The sequence below is a fragment of the Ruegeria sp. HKCCA0235A genome, assembly GCF_013033235.1.
Classification (GTDB): Bacteria; Pseudomonadota; Alphaproteobacteria; order Rhodobacterales; family Rhodobacteraceae; genus Ruegeria.
This window is the reverse complement of record NZ_WQDQ01000008.1, coordinates 124748-143857: the sequence shown is the minus strand read 5'-3', so window position 1 is coordinate 143857 and position 19110 is coordinate 124748. Positions and strand designations below refer to the sequence as shown.

Genomic DNA, 19110 nt, shown 5'->3' with positions numbered 1-19110 from the left:
GTGTGCTCTTTTACGCTTAAGGACTATATAGGGCGATAATGGACAAGTACCCGGACCAAAAGCGCGCAGTTCAATATCTGTACCCGCCGATCGACCCTTTCGACCAGCGGATGGTCGATATGGGCGATGGGCACCGTATTTATGTGGAACAATGCGGTAATCCTGACGGCATACCCGTCGTGATCCTGCACGGGGGGCCGGGTGGGGGGTGCAGCCCGGCCATGAGGCGATACTTCGATCCACAGGCCTACAGGGTGATTCTGTTTGACCAGCGCGGATGTGGCCGGTCGCGCCCCACCGCCTCGGTCGAGGACAACACGACGTGGCATCTGGTGGCCGACATAGAGCGGCTGCGCAAACTCTTCGAGATCGAAGAATGGATCGCTTTTGGCGGAAGCTGGGGGGCGACTCTGGCGTTGATCTATGCCCAGACCCATCCCGATCGCGTCAGTCGATTGGTGTTGCGCGGGGTGTTCCTTGCGACTCAGGTCGAGCTTGACTGGTTTTACGGCGGCGGCGCCGGGCGGTTCTGGCCCGAGCAATGGCAGAAATTCACCTCGCTGCTGCCCGAGGTTGAACTGGACGACACCATTGCCGCCTATAACAAACGTCTGTTTTCGGGCGACCGCGCGACAGAGATCCTGTATGCGCGGGCCTGGTCGCATTGGGAAAACGCGCTGGCCTCGATCCACACCAACGGATCGGTTGGCGAAAGCCCCGGCGAATACGCGCGCACCTTTGCGCGGCTCGAGAATCACTATTTCACCAACAAGGCGTTTCTGGAAACGGACGGGCAGATTCTGGATCAGATGGACCGGATCGCGCATATCCCCGGCCATATCGTGCAGGGGCGCTATGACATGATCTGCCCGCCGCAGGCCGCGTGGTCCCTGGCGGAACGCTGGCCGAATGCTGAACTGAAGATGGTTCGTCAGGCGGGGCACGCCCTGTCCGAGCCGGGCATCAGCGCGGAACTGGTGCGAATCATGGACCGTGTGGCGGAGGGTGTCGCATGACCCGCATCGATCGCCGTGCTCTCTTTGCCTCTGGTGCCGCTGCCGCATTGCTGGCGGCGACAGGAGCATCCCTTGCTGGTACGCCCAAAAAAGGCGGGACATTGCGTCTGGCCGTTCCGCGCGATGACAGCCTCGAGCAAGTGGCGCGTGGGGCCGTTTTCGACACAATGACCGAAATCGCCCCGGATGGTACGTTGCGCGGTGAGCTTGCGACCGGCTGGCAAACCGACGCAGACGCACGGGTCTGGAACTTTGATCTGCGTGATGACGCGGTCTTTCACGATGGCGAACCGTTGCAGATTGCTGATGTCATGGCCGTTCTGGCCGAAATCGGAAGGCCCGAGGCGCTTGCCCCCAACCGCCTGCGGCTTGAACTTGCCGAGGCAAATCCCGGATTGCCTTTCCTGCTGGCCGACAGCCGCTTTGTTGTTGCGCGCGCCGGTGAAACCGTATCCCCGTTGCGCAAGGCCTACGGCACCGGCTGCTATCGTGTCGAACGGGCAGAAGATGGCCGCCATTTTCTGGGCCGCCGCGTCGACGGGCATTACAAAGATGGTCAGGCCGGATGGGCTGACGCGGTCGAGGTCATTGTAATCCCAGACCCCGCCGTGCGGGCCGAGGCGCTGCGGGACGGGTATGTCGATATCGCGGCGCTTCCGGATCGGGCCGGAATGCGAGGCACGCGCGGTGTCCGGTTCCACCCGTCCGAGGCCGACATGGCCCTTGCCGTATCGGATGCTGTCGGGATGCCGCGGCAGATTGCCGGGAACGGTGCGCTGGACGATGGCCGCATCGCCGAACGGTGGTGGATGGTGTAAATCCGAATGCGAATCCCTCGGGGGGTTGCAGACTCGGGCCATCCTGCGTATATGCAGTTTCAACAGCGGCGCGTTGGACTTCTGGTCCAAGGCTCCACCGGAAAATTCGACGGGCCGCGCGCCCGTTTTTTTGTGCCCGACTGACAGGGTAGAGTACCAGATGACAAACGACCTGATAGCAAAAGCTGCCATTGACCGGCGACTGGCCGAGATCATCACGCCCGTGATCGAGGATCTGGGGTATGAGCTGGTCCGCATCCGCCTGATGAGCGGCAAGCAGACCACGCTTCAGATCATGGCCGACAAGCCCGATGGCGGTATCGAAGTGGATGATTGCGCCGAAATTTCCAACGCGGTCAGCGCCACGCTGGATGTCGAGGACCCAATCCTTGATGCCTATACGCTCGAGGTCTCGAGCCCCGGTATCGACCGCCCTCTGACCCGTCTGAAGGATTTCGAGACCTTCGAAGGGTATGAGGCCAAGATCGAGACCGCCGAACTGATTGACGGCCGCCGCCGCTTCAAGGGTGAATTGGCCGGGATCGAAGGGGATGAGGTTCTGATCAACATCCCCGAGGGGTCTGAGACGATCACCATCGGTCTGCAATTCGACTGGCTGAGCGACGCCAAGCTGGTCCTGACCGACGACCTGATCAAGGAAATGCTGCGCCAGCGCAAAGATGCCGGTGCCCTGAACGAAAACGCTTTCGACGAGATTGAGACCGAAGGGTCCGAAGAGGAGACGAACTGATGGCAATCACCTCAGCAAACCAGCTGGAGCTGTTGCAGACCGCCGAGGCCGTGGCCCGCGAAAAGATGATCGACCCCGGCCTGGTTGTCGAAGCGATGGAGGAATCGCTCGCCCGTGCCGCCAAGAGCCGCTACGGCGCCGAGATGGACATCCGCGTCAGCATCGACCGCAAGACCGGCAAGGCGACGTTCACCCGTGTTCGCACGGTGGTCGAAGATGACGAGCTTGAAAACTATCAGGCCGAAATGACCGTCGAGCAGGCAAAGCAGTACATGGAATCGCCCGAGGTTGGCGACGTCTTCGTCGAAGAGGTTCCGCCGGTTGAAATGGGTCGGATTGCGGCTCAGTCCGCCAAGCAGGTCATCCTGCAAAAAGTGCGCGAAGCCGAGCGCGACCGTCAGTACGAAGAATTCAAGGATCGCGCGGGCACCATCATCAACGGTGCGGTCAAGCGCGAAGAGTTTGGCAATGTCATCGTCGATCTGGGCGGTGCCGAGGCGGTTCTGCGCCGCAACGACAAGATCGGCCGCGAAAGCTATCGCCCGAATGACCGGGTGCGCGCCTATATCAAAGAGGTTCGCCGCGAAGTGCGTGGCCATCAGATCTTCCTGTCGCGCACCGCGCCGGAATTCATGGCCGAGCTGTTCAAGATGGAAGTGCCGGAAATCTATGACGGCATCATCGAGGTCAAGGCCGTGGCCCGTGACCCCGGTTCGCGCGCCAAGATCGCTGTGATTTCCTATGATGGCTCGATCGACCCCGTCGGTGCTTGCGTGGGTATGCGCGGCAGCCGTGTTCAGGCCGTTGTGAACGAGCTTCAGGGTGAAAAGATCGACATCATTCCGTGGAACGAAGATCAACCGACTTTCCTGGTAAACGCGTTGCAGCCTGCCGAGGTCTCCAAGGTGGTTCTGGACGAAGAAGCCGGCAAGATCGAGGTCGTCGTGCCCGAAGAACAACTGTCGCTGGCCATCGGTCGCCGCGGTCAGAACGTGCGTCTGGCCAGCCAGCTGACCGGTCTGGACATCGACATCATGACCGAAGCCGAAGAATCGGCCCGCCGTCAGAAGGAATTCGAAGCCCGTACCAAACTGTTCATGGACAGCCTGGATCTGGACGAATTCTTTGCTCAGCTGCTGGTCTCGGAAGGCTTCACCAACCTCGAAGAGGTTGCCTATGTCGAGATCGAGGAACTGCTGGTCATTGACGGCGTTGACGAAGGTACCGCGCAGGAACTGCAAACCCGCGCCCGCGAATTCCTGGAAGCACAGGCCAAGGCGGCACTGGATGCGGCGCGTGAATTGGGCGCCGAGGACAGTCTCATTGAATTCGAAGGTCTGACACCCCAGATGGTAGAGGCGCTGGCCAGGGACGACGTGAAGACTCTGGAAGACTTTGCAACTTGCGCCGACTGGGAACTGGCCGGTGGCTGGACGACCGTCGATGGTGAGCGTGTCAAGGATGACGGTGTATTGGAGCCTTTCGGCGTAACGCTGGAAGAGGCGCAAGATATGGTCATGACGGCGCGTATCCTGCTGGGTTGGGTTGATCCGGCCGAGCTGGAACAGGCGGAAGAAGACGCAGACGGCGACGCAGCAGACGAGGAGGTCGAGGCCTGATCTCGGGCTTCGGGTGGCGTGTATGAGTCGCGGTGGCGCCCATAAGGATCGGTCCGACGGACCCGAGCGCAAGTGCATCGCCACGGGCGAGGTGCAGCCCAAATTCGGGTTGATCCGCTTTGTGGCGGGGCCGGACGGTCAGGTTTTTCCGGATGTCGCGGCGAAATTGCCCGGGCGGGGGGTCTATGTGGCGGCGGATCGTGCCGCCCTGGACAAGGCCGTTGGCAAGAAACTGTTTGCGCGGGGGTTCAAGGCGCAGGTGTCTGTGCCCAAGGACCTGGCGGAAAAGGTTGAACAGCAGATCGCGCGGCGCGTTATCGAGCTGCTCAGCCTGGCGCGCAAGTCCGGCGACGCGGTCGCCGGGTATGAAAAGGTCAAGACGTGGCTGGACCGGGAAGAGGCGCAGGTGCTGATTCAGGCCGCTGATGGATCGGGGCGCGGCAAGTCCAAACTGAGCACGCCGCACTTCGGGAAATACATAGGTTGGCTGACGGCAGACGAATTAGGACAGGCATTTGGGCGCCAAACGGTGATTCATGCGGCCTTGGCCTCTGGCGGACTCGCCAAACGTGTTGTAGAGGAAGCGCAGCGCCTGCGTGGCTTGCGCGAAACGGATGACGGCGGCAGGGGCCGCGCGGAAGGGTAAGTAGCTTTATGAGCGATAATGACGGCAAAAAGACATTGGGTCTTCGTGGCGGGGCACGCCCCGGAAATGTGAAACAGAGTTTCAGCCACGGACGCACCAAGAATGTCGTGGTGGAAACCAAACGCAAACGCGTGGTGGTTCCCAAGCCGGGCGCAGCAAAGCCGGGTGGCGGTGCTGCACCTTCGGGTGATCCGTCGCGTCGTCCTGCGGGCATTTCCGATGCGGAAATGGCGCGCCGCATGAAGGCGTTGCAAGCGGCCAAGGCACGCGAGGCCGAAGAGGCCGCGGCGCGCGAAGCTGCTGAAAAGGCGCGCGAAGAAGAACGCGCACGCCGCCGTGCGGAACAGGAAGCCAAAGAACGCGAACAGCGCGAAGCCGAAGAGCGTGCGCGTCAGAAGGCTGAGGAAGAAGAACGCAAGCGCAAAGAGGCGGAAGAAGCTGCCAAGCGCGCCGCTGCCGCGCCCACACCGGAAGAGCCCAAAGCGGCTCGCGCCCCGGCCAGCAAACCTGCGCCGGCAGCCACGCCGCGCAAACAGGATCGCGAACGTGAGCAGCGTGGTCGTGGCAAAGGTCGCGATGACAACCGCCGTTCGGGCAAGCTGACTCTGGGTCAGGCGACCGGTGGCGAAGGCAACCGTCAGCGCTCGATGGCCGCGATGAAGCGCAAGCAGGAGCGTGCGCGTCAGAAAGCCATGGGCGGTGCCGTTGAACGGGAAAAGGTGATCCGCGACGTACAGTTGCCCGAGGCGATCATGGTCTCGGAACTGGCCAACCGTATGGCCGAGCGTGTGGCTGACGTGGTCAAATCGCTGATGCAGATGGGCATGATGGTCACGCAGAACCAGACCATCGACGCAGACACCGCGGAACTGATCATCGAAGAATTTGGCCACAAGGTCACTCGCGTATCCGATTCGGATGTTGAAGACGTCATCAAAGAGGTCGAAGACAGCGAAGACGATCTGCAGCCGCGTCCGCCGGTCATCACCATCATGGGTCACGTTGACCACGGCAAGACCTCGCTGTTGGACGCAATCCGCGACGCGCGCGTTGTGGCGGGTGAGGCCGGTGGCATCACCCAACATATCGGCGCGTATCAGGTGAAAACCGATGGCGGCACCACGCTGACCTTCCTCGACACTCCGGGCCACGCGGCGTTTACGTCGATGCGCTCGCGCGGCGCTCAGGTTACGGATATCGTGGTTCTGGTCGTCGCGGCTGACGACGCGGTGATGCCGCAGACGATCGAAGCGATCAACCACGCAAAAGCGGCCGAAGTACCGATGATCGTGGCGATCAACAAGGTCGACAAGCCGGATGCAAACCCGGACAAGGTGCGCACCGATCTGCTGCAACACGAAGTGATCGTTGAGAAAATGTCCGGTGACGTCCAGGATGTCGAAGTGTCCGCGATCACGGGTCAGGGTCTGGACGAATTGCTGGAAGCCATCGCGCTTCAGGCCGAGATTCTGGAACTGAAAGCAAACCCGAACCGCGCCGCCCAAGGTGCCGTGATCGAGGCGCAGCTGGACGTGGGTCGTGGCCCGGTTGCCACGGTTCTGGTTCAGAACGGCACGCTGCGTCAGGGCGATATCTTCGTTGTAGGTGAGCAGTACGGTAAGGTCCGTGCGCTGATCAATGACAAGGGTGAGCGCGTCAAGGAAGCTGGCCCCTCGGTTCCGGTCGAGGTTCTGGGCCTGAACGGTACGCCCGAAGCGGGCGACGTTCTGAACGTGACCGAGACCGAAGCGCAGGCCCGTGAAATCGCCGCTTATCGCGAACAGGCCGCCAAGGACAAACGCGCCGCGGCAGGTGCCGCGACCACCCTTGAACAGCTGATGCAGAAGGCCAAGGAAGACGAGAACGTGGCCGAGCTGCCGATCCTCGTCAAAGCCGATGTGCAGGGTTCTGCCGAAGCTATCGTTCAGGCGATGGAAAAGATCGGCAACGACGAAGTGCGCGTGCGCGTGCTGCACTCGGGCGTGGGTGCGATCACCGAGACGGATGTTGGTCTGGCGGAAGCCTCCGGCGCGCCGGTCTTTGGCTTCAACGTCCGTGCCAACGCATCGGCGCGGAACACGGCGAACCAAAAGGGTGTCGAGATCCGCTATTACTCGGTGATCTATGACCTGGTCGACGACGTGAAAGCAGCCGCATCCGGCCTGCTGAGCGCCGAGATCCGCGAAAAGTTCATCGGCTATGCCGAGATCCGCGAAGTCTTCAAGGTTACCGGTGTCGGCAAGGTTGCCGGGTGTCTGGTGACCGAAGGTGTTGCCCGCCGTTCGGCAGGCGTTCGCCTGCTGCGCGACAACGTGGTGATCCACGAAGGCACGCTGAAGACCCTGAAGCGCTTCAAAGACGAAGTGGCCGAGGTCCAGTCGGGTCAGGAATGTGGTATGGCGTTCGAGAACTACGACGATATCCGTCAGGGCGACGTGATCGAGATATTCGAGCGCGAAGAAGTTACCCGCACGCTGGATTGATCCCAAGCGGGATGGACTCAAAAAAAACAGCGGCACAGATGGGGCCGCTGTTTTTGTTTGAAAAATGCCTCATTGCGTGTCGGGCAGGAATGTCCCGGAATGCAGGATGATGTCGAAATGGTGCATTCCGTGTTTCAAGGCAAAGCTGACCGAGTGCCCGGCCTTGCGCAGCCGTTCCGCATAGTCGCGGCTTTGACGAATGAATTCGCCGGTGTCCCGTTCCCCCACTGAAACATGATAGCGGGGGCCCGGTGGGGGCAGGTTGCGGATCGGGGACAGATCGTTCACTTCGACCGGGGTCAGGTGCAGCGGATCATTCACGGATGTCAAACTGATGGGTTCCAGATCATATACACCGCTGATCAGAAGCACGTCACGCACACGCAGCCCGGCCCGGGCCAATGCGCCGGCCGAGGTCGCCATGACCATGCTAGCCAGATGAGCGCCGGCACTCTGCCCTGACAAGGTGATCCGCGTCGGGTCGAATCCCAGTGCCTCGGCCTGTGACGCAAGCCACAGGAGGGCGTCGCGGCATTCGTCGACCATTTGATCCAGCCGCGCATCCGGGGCAAGCGTGTAGTTCAAGGTGGCAAAGGATTGCTCGGCTTCGATCAGCGCCGGGGCCATCATGGCCGATTCGCGCTGGCTGAGATCCTGCCAATACCCACCGTGAACAAAGACATGCAACGGGGCGCCGGCCCCCTTCGCAGGAAAGAAATCCAGCACCTGGGCCGGGGTGTCGCCATAGGCCAGGTTGGCCTGAACGGGCAGCTCGGCACGGGCTTGCGCACTCAGCGTTTGGTAGCTGGCCAGATAAGGGGTCAGGTCGCCACCGATCATCGAACTGGGAGAGTATTCCCGCTCCAGTTCGGCTTGTGAAAATCCGCGATACAGCATGGCTCAGCCCTGCCCGCTGTACATCAATTCCGTCCGCACATCATAGAGGTCATGGAAGAACCGCAACTCAAGTGCTTTTCGCAAGAAAGCCACGCCGCTGGAACCTCCGGTACCGGGTTGCATTCCGATCACACGTTCAACCGCCGTGGCGTGGTCAAAGCGCCAGCGTTGAAACAGGCTTTCCACATCCATGAGTTTTTCGGCCAGCGCATACAGATCCCAATATTTGTCCGTGTTGCGGAACACGTCGACCCAGATCTGAACCACGCGCGGATCACCGGAATAGGGTTCGGAGTAGTCCCGCTCGATCAAATCCCTTGGAACGTCGAACCCCTGTCGGGCCAGCATGTGCAACACTTCGTCATACAGGGACGGTTTGGTCAGGGCGGCGTTCAGCACCTCCATCACCTCGGGGTCATGCTCGTGCACTTTCAGGGTCGATGCATCCTTGTTGCCCAAAATGAACTCGATCTGCCTGTACCCATAGCTTTGAAACCCGGAAGAATTGCCGAGGGCCTGCCGAAACGTCATATAGTCGGCCGGCGTCATGGTCAGCAGGGTTTCCCAGGCCGCAATCAATTGCCGTTGAATGGCCTTGATGCGGTCGAGGTTTTTCATGGCGGGTCCGAATTCATCTTGTTGCAGGAACCGACGCACCTCGACCAGTTGGTGATGCATCAGTTTCAGCCACAGCTCACTGACCTGATGAATGATGATGAACAGCATCTCGTCAGGTTGTGCGGGGTCCTGAAAGGTTTTTTGCAGGTTCAGCAGCGTCTTCAGTTGCAGGAAGTCGCCATAGCTTTTGCGGTGCGTTTCGGCGAAATCAGTGACTAGGGTGTCTTCGACCCCCCGTTGCAACAGACGATCGTCTTTGTTCTCGCCCATCTCATGCCTCCCTTGTGCAAGTTCTGCACCTGTCTAGGGGCTGAACTTGCAACTTTCCAGCGCGTTAGGTCCAGTCCAGAACAACCTTGCCGGACAGGCCTGATTTCATCGCGGAAAACCCTTTGGCGAAATCATCAACCGCAAAGCGGTGCGTGATCACGCGGGACACATCCAGACCGTTTTGCAGCATGGCGATCATCTTGTACCACGTCTCGAACATCTCACGCCCATAGACCCCCTTGATCGTGATCGCCTTGAACACGATGCGCGACCAGTCGACCGGAGATTTGCCCGGAGGAATCCCCAGCAACGCGATCTTTCCACCCATCACCAACGCTTCGACCATCTGGTCCAGGGCGGCTTGCGAGCCGGACATTTCAAGCCCGACATCGAATCCTTCTTTCATCCCAAGCTCGGCGATGACGTCCTGCAAGTCCTCGGTGGATACATCGACAGTCCGCACCGAGGGAACCACATGTTCGGCCAGTTTCAATCGGTCTGCGTTGATGTCGGTGATGACCACGTTACGTGCACCCGCGTGACGAGCGACGGCAGCGGCCATGATGCCGATGGGGCCCGCACCCGTGATCAGAACGTCCTCGCCCAGCAAATCAAAGCTGAGGGCAGTATGCACCGCATTGCCCAGCGGATCGAGGATGGCTCCGATCTCATCCGGTATGTCGTCGGGCAAGGGAACCACGTTGAAGGCAGGCAGTTTCAGGTATTCGGCAAATGCGCCCTGTTCGTTCACTCCAATGCCCCGGGTTCCCGGATCCAGGTGAAACTTTCCGGCGCGGCTCTGACGGCTGTCGGTGGTGATCAGATGGCCCTCGCCCGAGCATCGCTGGCCGATTTCAAGCCCTGTCACGTTGCGCCCGATCTCGACGATCTCTCCGGCAAACTCATGGCCAGTGATCATCGGAACCGGCACGGTATGAGACGCCCATTCATCCCAGTTCCAGATATGGATGTCGGTGCCGCAGATACCCGTCTTGTTGATGCGGATCAGCACATCATCGGGGCCAATTTCGGGGATCGGGGCCTGCACCATCCACAACCCTTCTTCGGGTTTGGATTTTTCCAGTGCTTTCATTGTGTTGGGTCGCATATGTTTACTCCCACAAATCGGTCGACAGGTATTTCAGGCCGCTGTCACACATGACGATGGCGACGCAGCCGCCTTCTTCGGGGCCGCGCAGCAGTTCAATCGCCGCAGCAAGATTCGCGCCTGCCGAGTAGCCGGCGAATATCCCCTCGGTCCGGGCCAGAAGCCGGGCGCAATCCCGCGCGGCCTTCCCCGAAACAGCAAGATGTCCGGCCAATTGGCTATCCTTCAAATGCACCAGATCATTCATGGCGTAACCGCCGCCCTGAATGGGATGGTCCGGAGTCGAAACCGGCTCACCGGCCAAAGCGCGCGCGCCCGCAGGTTCCACGGCATAGCATCGCACGCCGTGCCGGTTCAGATACTCTGCCGCTCCGGCCAGCGTTCCGCCCGACCCTGCAAAGTCGCAGAATGCCGTGACGGTGCCTTCGGATTGCGCCCAGATCTCGGGCCCGGTCCCGGTTTCGTGGGCCTTGGGGTTTCCCGAATGGCCAAATTGATCCGCACGAAACGCGTTGCGTGCGGTCGTGATGCGTTTCGCCTCGACATCGACCAGTTCAAGATCGGCCCCAGAGACTTCGCCGGGTTTGCTGCCGGGGGCCTGGGGGACGATCACCACCTCGGCGCCCAACGCGCGCATCATGCGGGCGCGTTCGACCGAGTTCCCCGCGCTCATGACTGCCACGAACGGGTGCCCCAGAATGCCGCAGACAATCGCCAGGCCGGTGCCCATGTTGCCTGAGGTCAGCTCGACCACCGTCTGCCCCGGTGACAAAGTCCCGTCTGCGCGCGCCGTTTCGATGATGGACTTCGCCGCGCGGTCCTTTTTCGAAAATCCCGGCAGCAAGTAATCAAGCTTGGCGATGATACGCCCGTTCAGCTTCTGCTGGGCACACACGCGCGACAGTTCGACCATGGGGGTGTCGCCGATCACATCGATGACCGATGGAAGGATCATTCGATGACCCCCAGCTCTTTGCCGACCTTGCCAAATGCGGACAGGGCGCGGTCCAGTTCATCCCTGGTCAGAGCCGCATTCATCTGCGTTCTGATCCGCGCTTGCCCGCGTGGGACGACCGGAAAGAAGAAGCCCGAAACATAGACGCCTTCGTCGAACAGCCGTGACGCCATGTCTTGTGCCAGCGTCGCCTCACCCAGCATCACCGGGATGATCGGGTGTTCCCCGGGCAGCAGGTCAAAGCCAAGCTTTTCCAGCCCAGCGCGCCAATACTTGGCGTTGCCGAAGAGTTGCGCGCGCAGCATGTCGCCTTCTTCGACCAGACGGATTGCCTCCAACCCGGCAGCGACGATCGAGGGCGGCAGCGAGTTTGAGAACAGATAGGGCCGCGCCCGCTGCCGCAGCAGGTCGATCACTGGCTGCGGCCCGGCGATATAGCCGCCGATTGCCCCCCCAAGTGCCTTGCCCAAGGTTCCCGTCAGAATATCCACATCGACGCCGAAATGATCGGGTGTGCCGGCCCCGTTCGGCCCCATGAAGCCGGTCGCATGGCAATCGTCCACCATGACAATCGCATCGTATTTATCGGCCAGTTCCCTGATTTTCGGCAGGTTGGCCAGATAGCCGTCCATCGAGAACACGCCATCGGTGGCAATCATGATATGCCGCGCCCCGTCCTCGCGTGCCTGTTTCAGCCAGGCTTCGAGGTCGTTCATGTCATTGTTCATGTAGCGATAGCGCTTGGCCTTGCACAGCCGCACGCCGTCGATGATCGAGGCGTGGTTCAGGCTGTCTGAAATGATGGCGTCTTCCGGTCCCAGCAGAGGTTCAAACAACCCGCCATTGGCGTCGAAACAGGCGGCAAAGAGGATGGAGTCGTCCTTGTTCAGGAAATTGGCAAGACGTTGTTCCAGTTCGCGGTGAATGTCTTGCGTACCACAGATGAACCGAACCGACGCCATGCCGAATCCTTTGGGCCCCATCGCTTGTGTCGCGGCCTCGATCAGCGCCGGGTGATCCGCCAGACCCAGATAGTTGTTGGCACAGAGGTTGATCACCTGCTTGCCGCCCACAGTGATCTCACCGCCCTGAGGCGAGGTGATCATTCGTTCGCGTTTGTAAAGACCCTCAGATTCGATCTGCGCAAGTGTGTCCGTGATATGGGACAGGAATGCATCTGACATGGCGACCTCCGTTCAACTGAGTCGCACATCTAACATAGCGGATGAAATTCCCAAATAGGGGAAATTCAATATGAAGGAAAAATATCCGTGAAGGCGGAATTTCGCGGATCTCAGGCGTTTTTTACGATCAGAAATACCCGGGCTGGCCCTTGGGCACAGATGGAATGCGCAATGTCGGCGGCGTATCGGGCCGTGTCCCCCTGGTTCAACTCGGACACCGCATTGCCTGAAGTGACTTTGACCGCACCTTCCAGCACGGTGAGCTGTTCACGGGCACCGCGGGCGTGGGGTTGGCTGTTCAGGGCCCCGTCCTCGTCAAATTCGATATCATAGACTTCATGACCCCCGGCCTCTTCCGGTGGTGACAGGATGCGAATTCGGCAGTTCTGCCCCATATTGTCGATGCTGGGCACTTCGGAGTTTCTGAGTACCTCGATCTGGTCCGTGGCCTTTGTGCCCTCCAAGAGACCGGCGAAATCCACTTGCAAGGCGCGTGTCAGGTTCCACAAGGTCGAGATCGTCGGGCTGCTTTCGCCGCGTTCGATCTGACTGACCATGGACCGGGACACACCGCTGAGATTGGCGACAGCTTCCAGGGACAGGCCTTTGGCCCGGCGTGCCTCTTTCAGGCGGGCAGGCAGGAGGTTCAGGATATCGTCTGTGTCTTCCGTCATGACGGAATCCATGGGGGCTGCGCAACGCAATGTCAATTCCCGCCGTGACGGGACGTTTGGGGCGACAGTGCCATTCTGCGCATGCATAATGCAGCGAAATTCAGGAGGAGTAGCTCATGAGCGATATCGTTATTATCGACGGTGCCCGCACCGCAATTGGCACCTTTGGTGGTGCGCTGGCTTCAACCGCGCCGATTGATCTGGCCACTGTCGCGACGGAAGCGGCGCTTGAGCGCTCGGGGGTTGAGGGGGCGCAGATCGGGCATGTGGTGTTCGGTCATGTGATCAACACTGAACCGCGTGACATGTATCTGTCGCGTGTTGCCGCGATGCAGGCGGGCATTCCCAACGGCACACCGGCCATGAACGTGAACCGTCTGTGCGGATCCGGCGCGCAGGCGATCGTGTCAGCCGTGCAGTCCCTGATGCTGGGCGATGCTGACTTTGCCGTTGCGGGCGGGGCAGAGAGCATGTCACGAAGCCCCTACATCGTTCCGCAGGCGCGCTGGGGCGCGAAGATGGGCGACGTCACCTCTCTGGACATGATGCTGGGCGCACTGAATTGCCCCTTTGGCACGGGACATATGGGGGTGACGGCCGAAAACGTGGCGGATGAACATCAGATCAGCCGTGAACAGATGGATGCGTTCGCATTGGACAGCCAGACACGTGCGGCTGCGGCGATCGAGGCCGGGTACTTCGACAGCCAGATCACTCCGGTACAGGTCAAGGTCAAGCGGGACATGGTCGATTTCAAAGTCGACGAGCATCCAAAGGCGACGACCGCCGAAGCGTTGGCCGGTCTGCGCCCGGTGTTCAAAAAGGACGGGCGTGTGACGGCCGGCAATGCCTCGGGCATCAATGACGGGGCGGCGGCGATGGTGCTGGCGACAGCGGATGCGGCCGAAAAGGCTGGGTTGAAACCGAAGGCGCGTGTCATTGGGTATGCGCATGCGGGCGTGCGGCCGGAAGTCATGGGCATTGGCCCTGTTCCGGCAGTGCAAAACCTGTTGAAGAAGACGGGCTTGTCAGCAGAAGATTTCGACGTGATCGAAAGCAATGAAGCCTTCGCCGCGCAGGCTCTGGCCGTGAATCAGGAGCTTGGATTGGACGCGAGCAAGGTGAACCCCAACGGCGGTGCGATTGCGTTGGGGCATCCGGTGGGGGCCACGGGTGCGATCATCACGCTGAAAGCACTATACGAGCTGGAACGTACCGGCGGATCCAAAGGGTTGATCACCATGTGCATCGGGGGCGGTCAGGGGATTGCCATCGCCATCGAGCGGCTCTGACCCGGAAGGGGTGCGGGGGGGGGCTGTCTGCCCCCCATCGCGCCAGGGCGCGATTCCCCCCGAGGATATTTGTGGCCAGATGAAGCAGGCGGTTGGTTCAGCTGAGCGCGTTGATCAGCAAGACCAGCGCCGCACCTGCTGCGGCGCCGATCGTGGCGGGCAGAGCAAAGGACCAAAGGGTGGGCGTCTGCGGTTCGTCCTTCTGGGTCTGCGCGATCAGTGCGTTTTCGACCAGTGCCGGCAGACGCGGGCCGAAGCGGGCCAGCACCATTGCGGTTTTCCCAAAATCACGCAGGGCCGCCCGGGGGCCGATGGACTGTTTGATGTAGTCTTCGACCACGGGTCGGGCGACTTCCCAGATGTTCATATGAGGGTCGAGTGAGCGCGCAACGCCTTCGACGACAACCATGGTGCGTTGCAGCAGGATCAGCTCGGTACGTGTTTCCATCCCGAACCGTTCGGTCACTTCGAACAGATAGCTCAGCAACCGCCCCATCGAGATATGCGTGGCGTCCATGCCGAAGATCGGCTCGCCCACGGCACGCAGGGCGCGGGCGAACTCGTCCACGTCCTGGTTGGCGGGAACATAGCCGGCTTCGAAATGCACCTCGGCCACGCGTTTGTAATCGCGGCGGATGAAACCGAACAGGATTTCGGCATAGACCCGGCGCGTGTATTCATCGATATGACCCATAATGCCGTAGTCATAGGCTATGATGTCTCCGTTCGCGGCGACCTTGAGGTTGCCCTGGTGCATGTCGGCGTGGAAAAAGCCGTCGCGCAGGGCATGCAGAAGGAACAGGCGCAGGACACGTTCGGCCAGATCATTGCGGTTGTGACCTGCGGCATCCAGAGCATCATTGTCACCCAGCGCGATCCCGTCCGCCCAGCTGAGCGTCATGACGCGCCGCGCGGACAGAGACCACACAACGGGCGGCAGCCAGAAGCCGGTGTCGTCCTTTGTGTTGGCGGCATATTCGGAGGCCGCCGCGCTTTCCAGACGCAGATCCAGTTCGCCGCGTACGACACCGTCGAAATGCTCGATCACCTCCACCGGTCGCAGACGGCGCGCGCCGGGGGCGAAGAGCTGGACGATCCAGGCGGCGAAATAGAACGCATCGACATCTTTGCGGAACGCGCGTTCGATCCCCGGACGCAGGACTTTCACCGCGACATCCTCGCCCGTGCTGGTCAGCTTGGCCTTGTGAACCTGCGCAATCGAGGCAGCGGCAATCGGTTCGCTGAATTCGCTGAACATGTCGGAGATCGGCTGACCCAGTTCTTTCTCGACTTCGGCCATCGCGTCGGCTTTGGAGAAAGGGGGCAGTTTGTCTTGCAGAACGCGCAGTTGCTCGGCCAGTTCATTTCCGACGACGTCAGGGCGGGTCGAAAGCACTTGCCCGAATTTGATATAGGCGGGGCCAAGCGCCGTCAGGGCGCGCGTGGCCGGTGGCATACCGGGGTCGCCTTTGTAGCCAAGCCATTGAAAGGGTTTGCCCAATGTGTGGGCTAGGATGCGAACGGCGCGCGGGGCTTCGAACGCATCCAGTACCACGTTCATGGCGCCTGTGCGCTCGAGCGTGGCGCCTGTGCGGATCAGGCGGATGATGTTATGGGGACCACGCATGTGTCAGATCTTCCAGCCGGAATGCAGCGCGGCGATACCCATGCTCAGGTTCCGGTATTTGGCGTTTTCGAAACCTGCGGCGCGAACCATGTTCAGAAACGTTTCCTGATCGGGGAATTTTCGGATCGATTCGACCAGGTACTGATAGCTGTCATAGTCATTGGCGATCAGTTTTCCCATGCGCGGGATGACGTTGAAGCTGTAAAGGTCATAGAGCTTTTGCAGCCCCTCATTGGGCAGCTGGCTGAATTCCAGCACCATCAGGCGGCCTCCGGGTTTCAGCACACGGTAAGCCTCGTTCAAAGCTTCTTGCGGGCGGGTGACGTTCCGAATGCCGAACGAGATCGTGTAGACATCGAATGTATTGTCTTCGAAGGGCAGGGCCATGGCATCGCCCACGACCCAGTTCAGGCTGTCCGACATCTGATCTGCCTCGGCACGTTGCCGCCCTTCGATCAGCATCGGCTCGGTCAGGTCCAGCACCGTGGCGTGGCCGTGACCCGCGCGCTTGAGGAACCTGAACGAGATGTCGCCCGTACCGCCGGCCACGTCCAGCAGCCGCTGGCCGGGGCGTGGCGCCAGCCAGTCCATCATCGCGTCCTTCCAGACCCGGTGGATGCCCATCGACATGACGTCGTTCATCACGTCATATTTCGAGGCAACCGAGTTGAAAACGCCCTGCACGCGCCCGGCCTTTTCGGCCTCGGGGACGGTTTCGAAACCGAAATGAGTGGTCTTGTCGATGTTGTCGGACATTTGCCTTGCCGTTTGTCGAATTTCGCCTCTGTTATAGGGCCAAGAGAGGCGGGCACAATGCGGCCCTTTGAATTAGGAGCCCTGTAATGCCCGAATTACCTGAGGTCGAGACAGTAAGACGCGGCCTGAGTCCCGCCATGGAAGGGGTCTTGATCGAACGGGCTGATGTGAACCGCCCCGATCTGCGCTGGCCGTTCCCTGAACGTATGGCCGAACGGCTGACCGGACAGCGGGTGGAGCGGTTGCGGCGGCGGTCGAAATACATTCTGGCGGATCTCAGCAGCGGTGAGACGCTGTTGATCCATCTGGGTATGTCGGGGCGGATGACGGTGTCGGGTGACCCGTTGGGGCAATTCGCACATAACCATCCCGCCGTGCAAAAACATGACCATGTGGTCTTTCATATGGCCAACGGCGCGCGCATCACCTTCAACGATCCCCGCCGGTTTGGCGCGATGGACCTGTTGCAAACGGCCAACGCCGAAGATCACAAGCTGCTGTCGGTTCTGGGGCCTGAACCCTTGGGCAACGATTTTCACGACCAACACCTGATCAAGGCGTTCAAAGGCAAGAACACCCCTGTCAAATCCGCCCTGCTGGATCAGGGAATCGTTGCCGGTCTGGGCAATATCTATGTTTGCGAAGCTCTTTATCGCGGCCGAGTGTCGCCACGTCGCAAAGCCGGACAGATTTCCGAACCCCGCGTGGCGGCGCTTGTTCCGATCATCCGGCAGGTGTTGCAGGACGCCATCGAAGCCGGTGGGTCTTCGCTGCGGGATTTCCGCCAAGCCGATGGAGAACTTGGATATTTTCAGCACAAGTTTGATGTCTACGGCCGCGAGGGCGAGGCCTGCCGGACCGAAGGGTGCGGAGCGCCGATCAAGAGAATCACCCAGTCCGGTCGCTCATCCTTCTATTGTGCGCAATGCCAAAGATAGCTTGATCCAAGTTTTTCGCGTGGTAAGGAATCGTACCTGAACGGAACAACCGGAAGCTTTCTCCTCATGGCTTTTGAGACGATCATCGTCGAAATCGAAGACCACGTCGCACTTATCAAACTCAACCGACCGGATGCGCTGAACGCGTTGAACACCCAGTTGCTGGGTGAGCTCTGCACCGCGCTGGAAGATGCGGACAGCAACGACAAGGTGCGCTGCATCGTGATAACCGGATCGGACAAGGCCTTCGCCGCCGGCGCGGACATCAAGGAAATGTCCGAGATGAGTTTTGTCGACGTCTACAACATCAACCTTTTTGCCGATGCGAATGATCGTGTGACCGCAATTCGCAAGCCGATCATTGCGGCCGTTGCAGGTTACGCGCTGGGCGGTGGATGTGAACTTGCCATGCTGTGCGATTTCATCATCGCGGCGGACACCGCGAAATTCGGCCAGCCCGAGATCAATCTTGGCGTCATTGCCGGTCTGGGGGGAAGTCAGCGTCTGACGCGGTTCGTGGGTAAATCCAAATCGATGGACATGAACCTGACCGGGCGTTTCATGGATGCCGACGAAGCCGAGCGTGCGGGTCTTGTCAGCCGGGTGGTGCCGGCAAAGAAGCTGATCGAAGAAGCCGTGAGCGCAGCGCAGAAGATTGCCGAGAAATCGCAGCTGACCGCAATGGCCGCGAAAGAAGCGGTGAACCGCAGCTACGAGCTTCCGCTGAGTGAAGGCATGTTGTTCGAGCGTCGTGTCTTCCACTCGATGTTCGCGACCGAAGATCAGAAGGAAGGCATGGCCGCGTTCCTGGAAAAGCGCACAGCGCAATTCCGCGACAAGTAAAGCGCGGAACCTCTGAGGCGGGTGTTTTAAGCCCGCCCCATATTCTTGGCCATGGTTCCAAGAATCACCTTGGCAATCTCTTTGAACTTGGCTAAAGACCCCAGTTATACATGCGCGTGCGGCCCGCTTGGCCCGACTCACACTCGTGATTTCTGATCCGGTGCGGATATGTCCGTGGCGCGCAACCCAAGATTAACGTACCGAACGAAGGTCAGATTCACATGGCAAACTCGCCTCAGGCAAAAAAGCGCGCTCGTCAGAACGAAAAGCGTTTTGCAATCAACAAAGCGCGTCGTTCGCGCATCCGCACCTATCTGCGTAAAGTCGAAGAAGCGATCGCATCCGGCGACAAGGACGCGGCGACTGCTGCTCTGCGTGCGGCTCAGCCCGAGCTGATGCGTGGCGTCACCAAGGGTGTTTTTCACAAGAACACTGCTGCCCGTAAAATGTCGCGCCTGTCCTCGCGCGTCAAAGCACTGGGCTAAGCTTTGGGGTGACCCTAGGTCACGTCAGAAAGGCTGAACCATTCTGAAAAGGCGCCGCACATCACGGCGCCTTTTTTCGTGTTGCCAGAAAACCGCGCCTTCACAAAACCGAGAGATTCTTTCGCCCAAA

Annotated in this window: 18 protein-coding genes; 10 read left to right on the top strand and 8 right to left on the bottom strand. The window is 60.2% G+C overall.

Annotation, left to right across the window (positions count from 1 at the left end):
- Window positions 1-38 precede the first annotated feature (38 nt).
- From pip to infB, 6 genes are all read left to right on the top strand, one after another.
- Window positions 39-1016: a prolyl aminopeptidase gene (gene pip / locus GOW56_RS14905; protein WP_171206372.1), complete on the top strand. Its 978-nt coding sequence runs from the start codon at window positions 39-41 to the stop codon at window positions 1014-1016.
- Complete coding sequence (locus GOW56_RS14900; protein ID WP_171206371.1) at window positions 1013-1834, top strand: ABC transporter substrate-binding protein; 822 nt, start codon at window positions 1013-1015, stop codon at window positions 1832-1834. The genes pip and GOW56_RS14900 overlap by 4 nt, the downstream gene beginning before the upstream one ends.
- A 160-nt stretch (window positions 1835-1994) precedes the next feature.
- Window positions 1995-2585: a ribosome maturation factor RimP gene (gene rimP, locus GOW56_RS14895; RefSeq protein WP_170386826.1), complete on the top strand. Its 591-nt coding sequence runs from the start codon at window positions 1995-1997 to the stop codon at window positions 2583-2585.
- Window positions 2585-4204: a transcription termination factor NusA gene (gene nusA / locus GOW56_RS14890; protein ID WP_152459780.1), complete on the top strand. Its 1620-nt coding sequence runs from the start codon at window positions 2585-2587 to the stop codon at window positions 4202-4204. The genes rimP and nusA overlap by 1 nt, the downstream gene beginning before the upstream one ends.
- A 22-nt stretch (window positions 4205-4226) precedes the next feature.
- A complete protein-coding gene (locus tag GOW56_RS14885; RefSeq protein WP_171206370.1) occupies window positions 4227-4850 on the top strand; it encodes an RNA-binding protein in 624 nt (207 codons plus the stop codon).
- Between the two features lie 8 nt (window positions 4851-4858).
- On the top strand, window positions 4859-7333 hold the full coding sequence (gene infB, locus GOW56_RS14880; RefSeq protein ID WP_171206369.1) for a translation initiation factor IF-2: 2475 nt from the start codon (window positions 4859-4861) through the stop codon (window positions 7331-7333).
- A gap of 69 nt (window positions 7334-7402) precedes the next feature.
- Here infB and GOW56_RS14875 read toward each other — a convergent pair whose 3' ends face one another.
- From GOW56_RS14875 to GOW56_RS14850, 6 genes are all read right to left on the bottom strand, one after another.
- Window positions 7403-8230: an alpha/beta hydrolase gene (locus GOW56_RS14875; RefSeq protein WP_171206368.1), complete on the bottom strand. Its 828-nt coding sequence runs from the start codon at window positions 8228-8230 to the stop codon at window positions 7403-7405.
- Between the two features lie 3 nt (window positions 8231-8233).
- Complete coding sequence (locus GOW56_RS14870; RefSeq protein ID WP_171171763.1) at window positions 8234-9118, bottom strand: tryptophan 2,3-dioxygenase; 885 nt, start codon at window positions 9116-9118, stop codon at window positions 8234-8236.
- A 64-nt stretch (window positions 9119-9182) separates the two neighbouring features.
- A complete protein-coding gene (tdh, locus tag GOW56_RS14865) occupies window positions 9183-10211 on the bottom strand; it encodes an L-threonine 3-dehydrogenase (protein ID WP_171206431.1) in 1029 nt (342 codons plus the stop codon).
- A 19-nt stretch (window positions 10212-10230) separates the two neighbouring features.
- Window positions 10231-11181 (bottom strand): PLP-dependent cysteine synthase family protein, encoded by a 951-nt coding sequence (locus tag GOW56_RS14860; RefSeq protein ID WP_171206367.1) that lies wholly within the window; start codon window positions 11179-11181, stop codon window positions 10231-10233.
- Window positions 11178-12365: a glycine C-acetyltransferase gene (locus tag GOW56_RS14855; RefSeq protein ID WP_171206366.1), complete on the bottom strand. Its 1188-nt coding sequence runs from the start codon at window positions 12363-12365 to the stop codon at window positions 11178-11180. Before GOW56_RS14855 ends, GOW56_RS14860 begins: the two co-directional genes overlap by 4 nt.
- Window positions 12366-12475: 110 nt before the next feature.
- Window positions 12476-13039 (bottom strand): helix-turn-helix domain-containing protein, encoded by a 564-nt coding sequence (locus GOW56_RS14850; RefSeq protein ID WP_171171757.1) that lies wholly within the window; start codon window positions 13037-13039, stop codon window positions 12476-12478.
- Between the two features lie 116 nt (window positions 13040-13155).
- On the opposite strand from GOW56_RS14850, the gene GOW56_RS14845 reads away from it, so the two are divergent.
- A complete protein-coding gene (locus tag GOW56_RS14845; protein WP_171206365.1) occupies window positions 13156-14331 on the top strand; it encodes an acetyl-CoA C-acyltransferase family protein in 1176 nt (391 codons plus the stop codon).
- Window positions 14332-14428: 97 nt separating this feature from the next.
- Here the strand turns inward: GOW56_RS14845 and ubiB are convergent, their stop codons facing one another.
- Complete coding sequence (ubiB, locus tag GOW56_RS14840; RefSeq protein WP_171206364.1) at window positions 14429-15958, bottom strand: 2-polyprenylphenol 6-hydroxylase; 1530 nt, start codon at window positions 15956-15958, stop codon at window positions 14429-14431.
- A 3-nt stretch (window positions 15959-15961) separates the two neighbouring features.
- Window positions 15962-16714, bottom strand: coding sequence for a bifunctional demethylmenaquinone methyltransferase/2-methoxy-6-polyprenyl-1,4-benzoquinol methylase UbiE (gene ubiE / locus GOW56_RS14835; RefSeq protein ID WP_171206363.1), 753 nt, complete (start codon window positions 16712-16714; stop codon window positions 15962-15964).
- 86 nt (window positions 16715-16800) lie between these two features.
- Between ubiE and mutM the strand changes: the two genes are divergently transcribed.
- The 3 genes from mutM to rpsT all read left to right on the top strand — a co-directional run bounded on the left by mutM (window position 16801) and on the right by rpsT (window position 18980).
- A complete protein-coding gene (gene mutM, locus GOW56_RS14830; protein WP_171171749.1) occupies window positions 16801-17652 on the top strand; it encodes a bifunctional DNA-formamidopyrimidine glycosylase/DNA-(apurinic or apyrimidinic site) lyase in 852 nt (283 codons plus the stop codon).
- A 66-nt stretch (window positions 17653-17718) separates the two neighbouring features.
- Entirely contained in the window at window positions 17719-18495 is a 777-nt protein-coding gene (locus tag GOW56_RS14825) for an enoyl-CoA hydratase (protein ID WP_117870917.1), read from the top strand.
- Between the two features lie 221 nt (window positions 18496-18716).
- Entirely contained in the window at window positions 18717-18980 is a 264-nt protein-coding gene (gene rpsT / locus GOW56_RS14820; RefSeq protein WP_152459792.1) for a 30S ribosomal protein S20, read from the top strand.
- The last annotated feature ends 130 nt before the right edge of the window (window positions 18981-19110 follow it).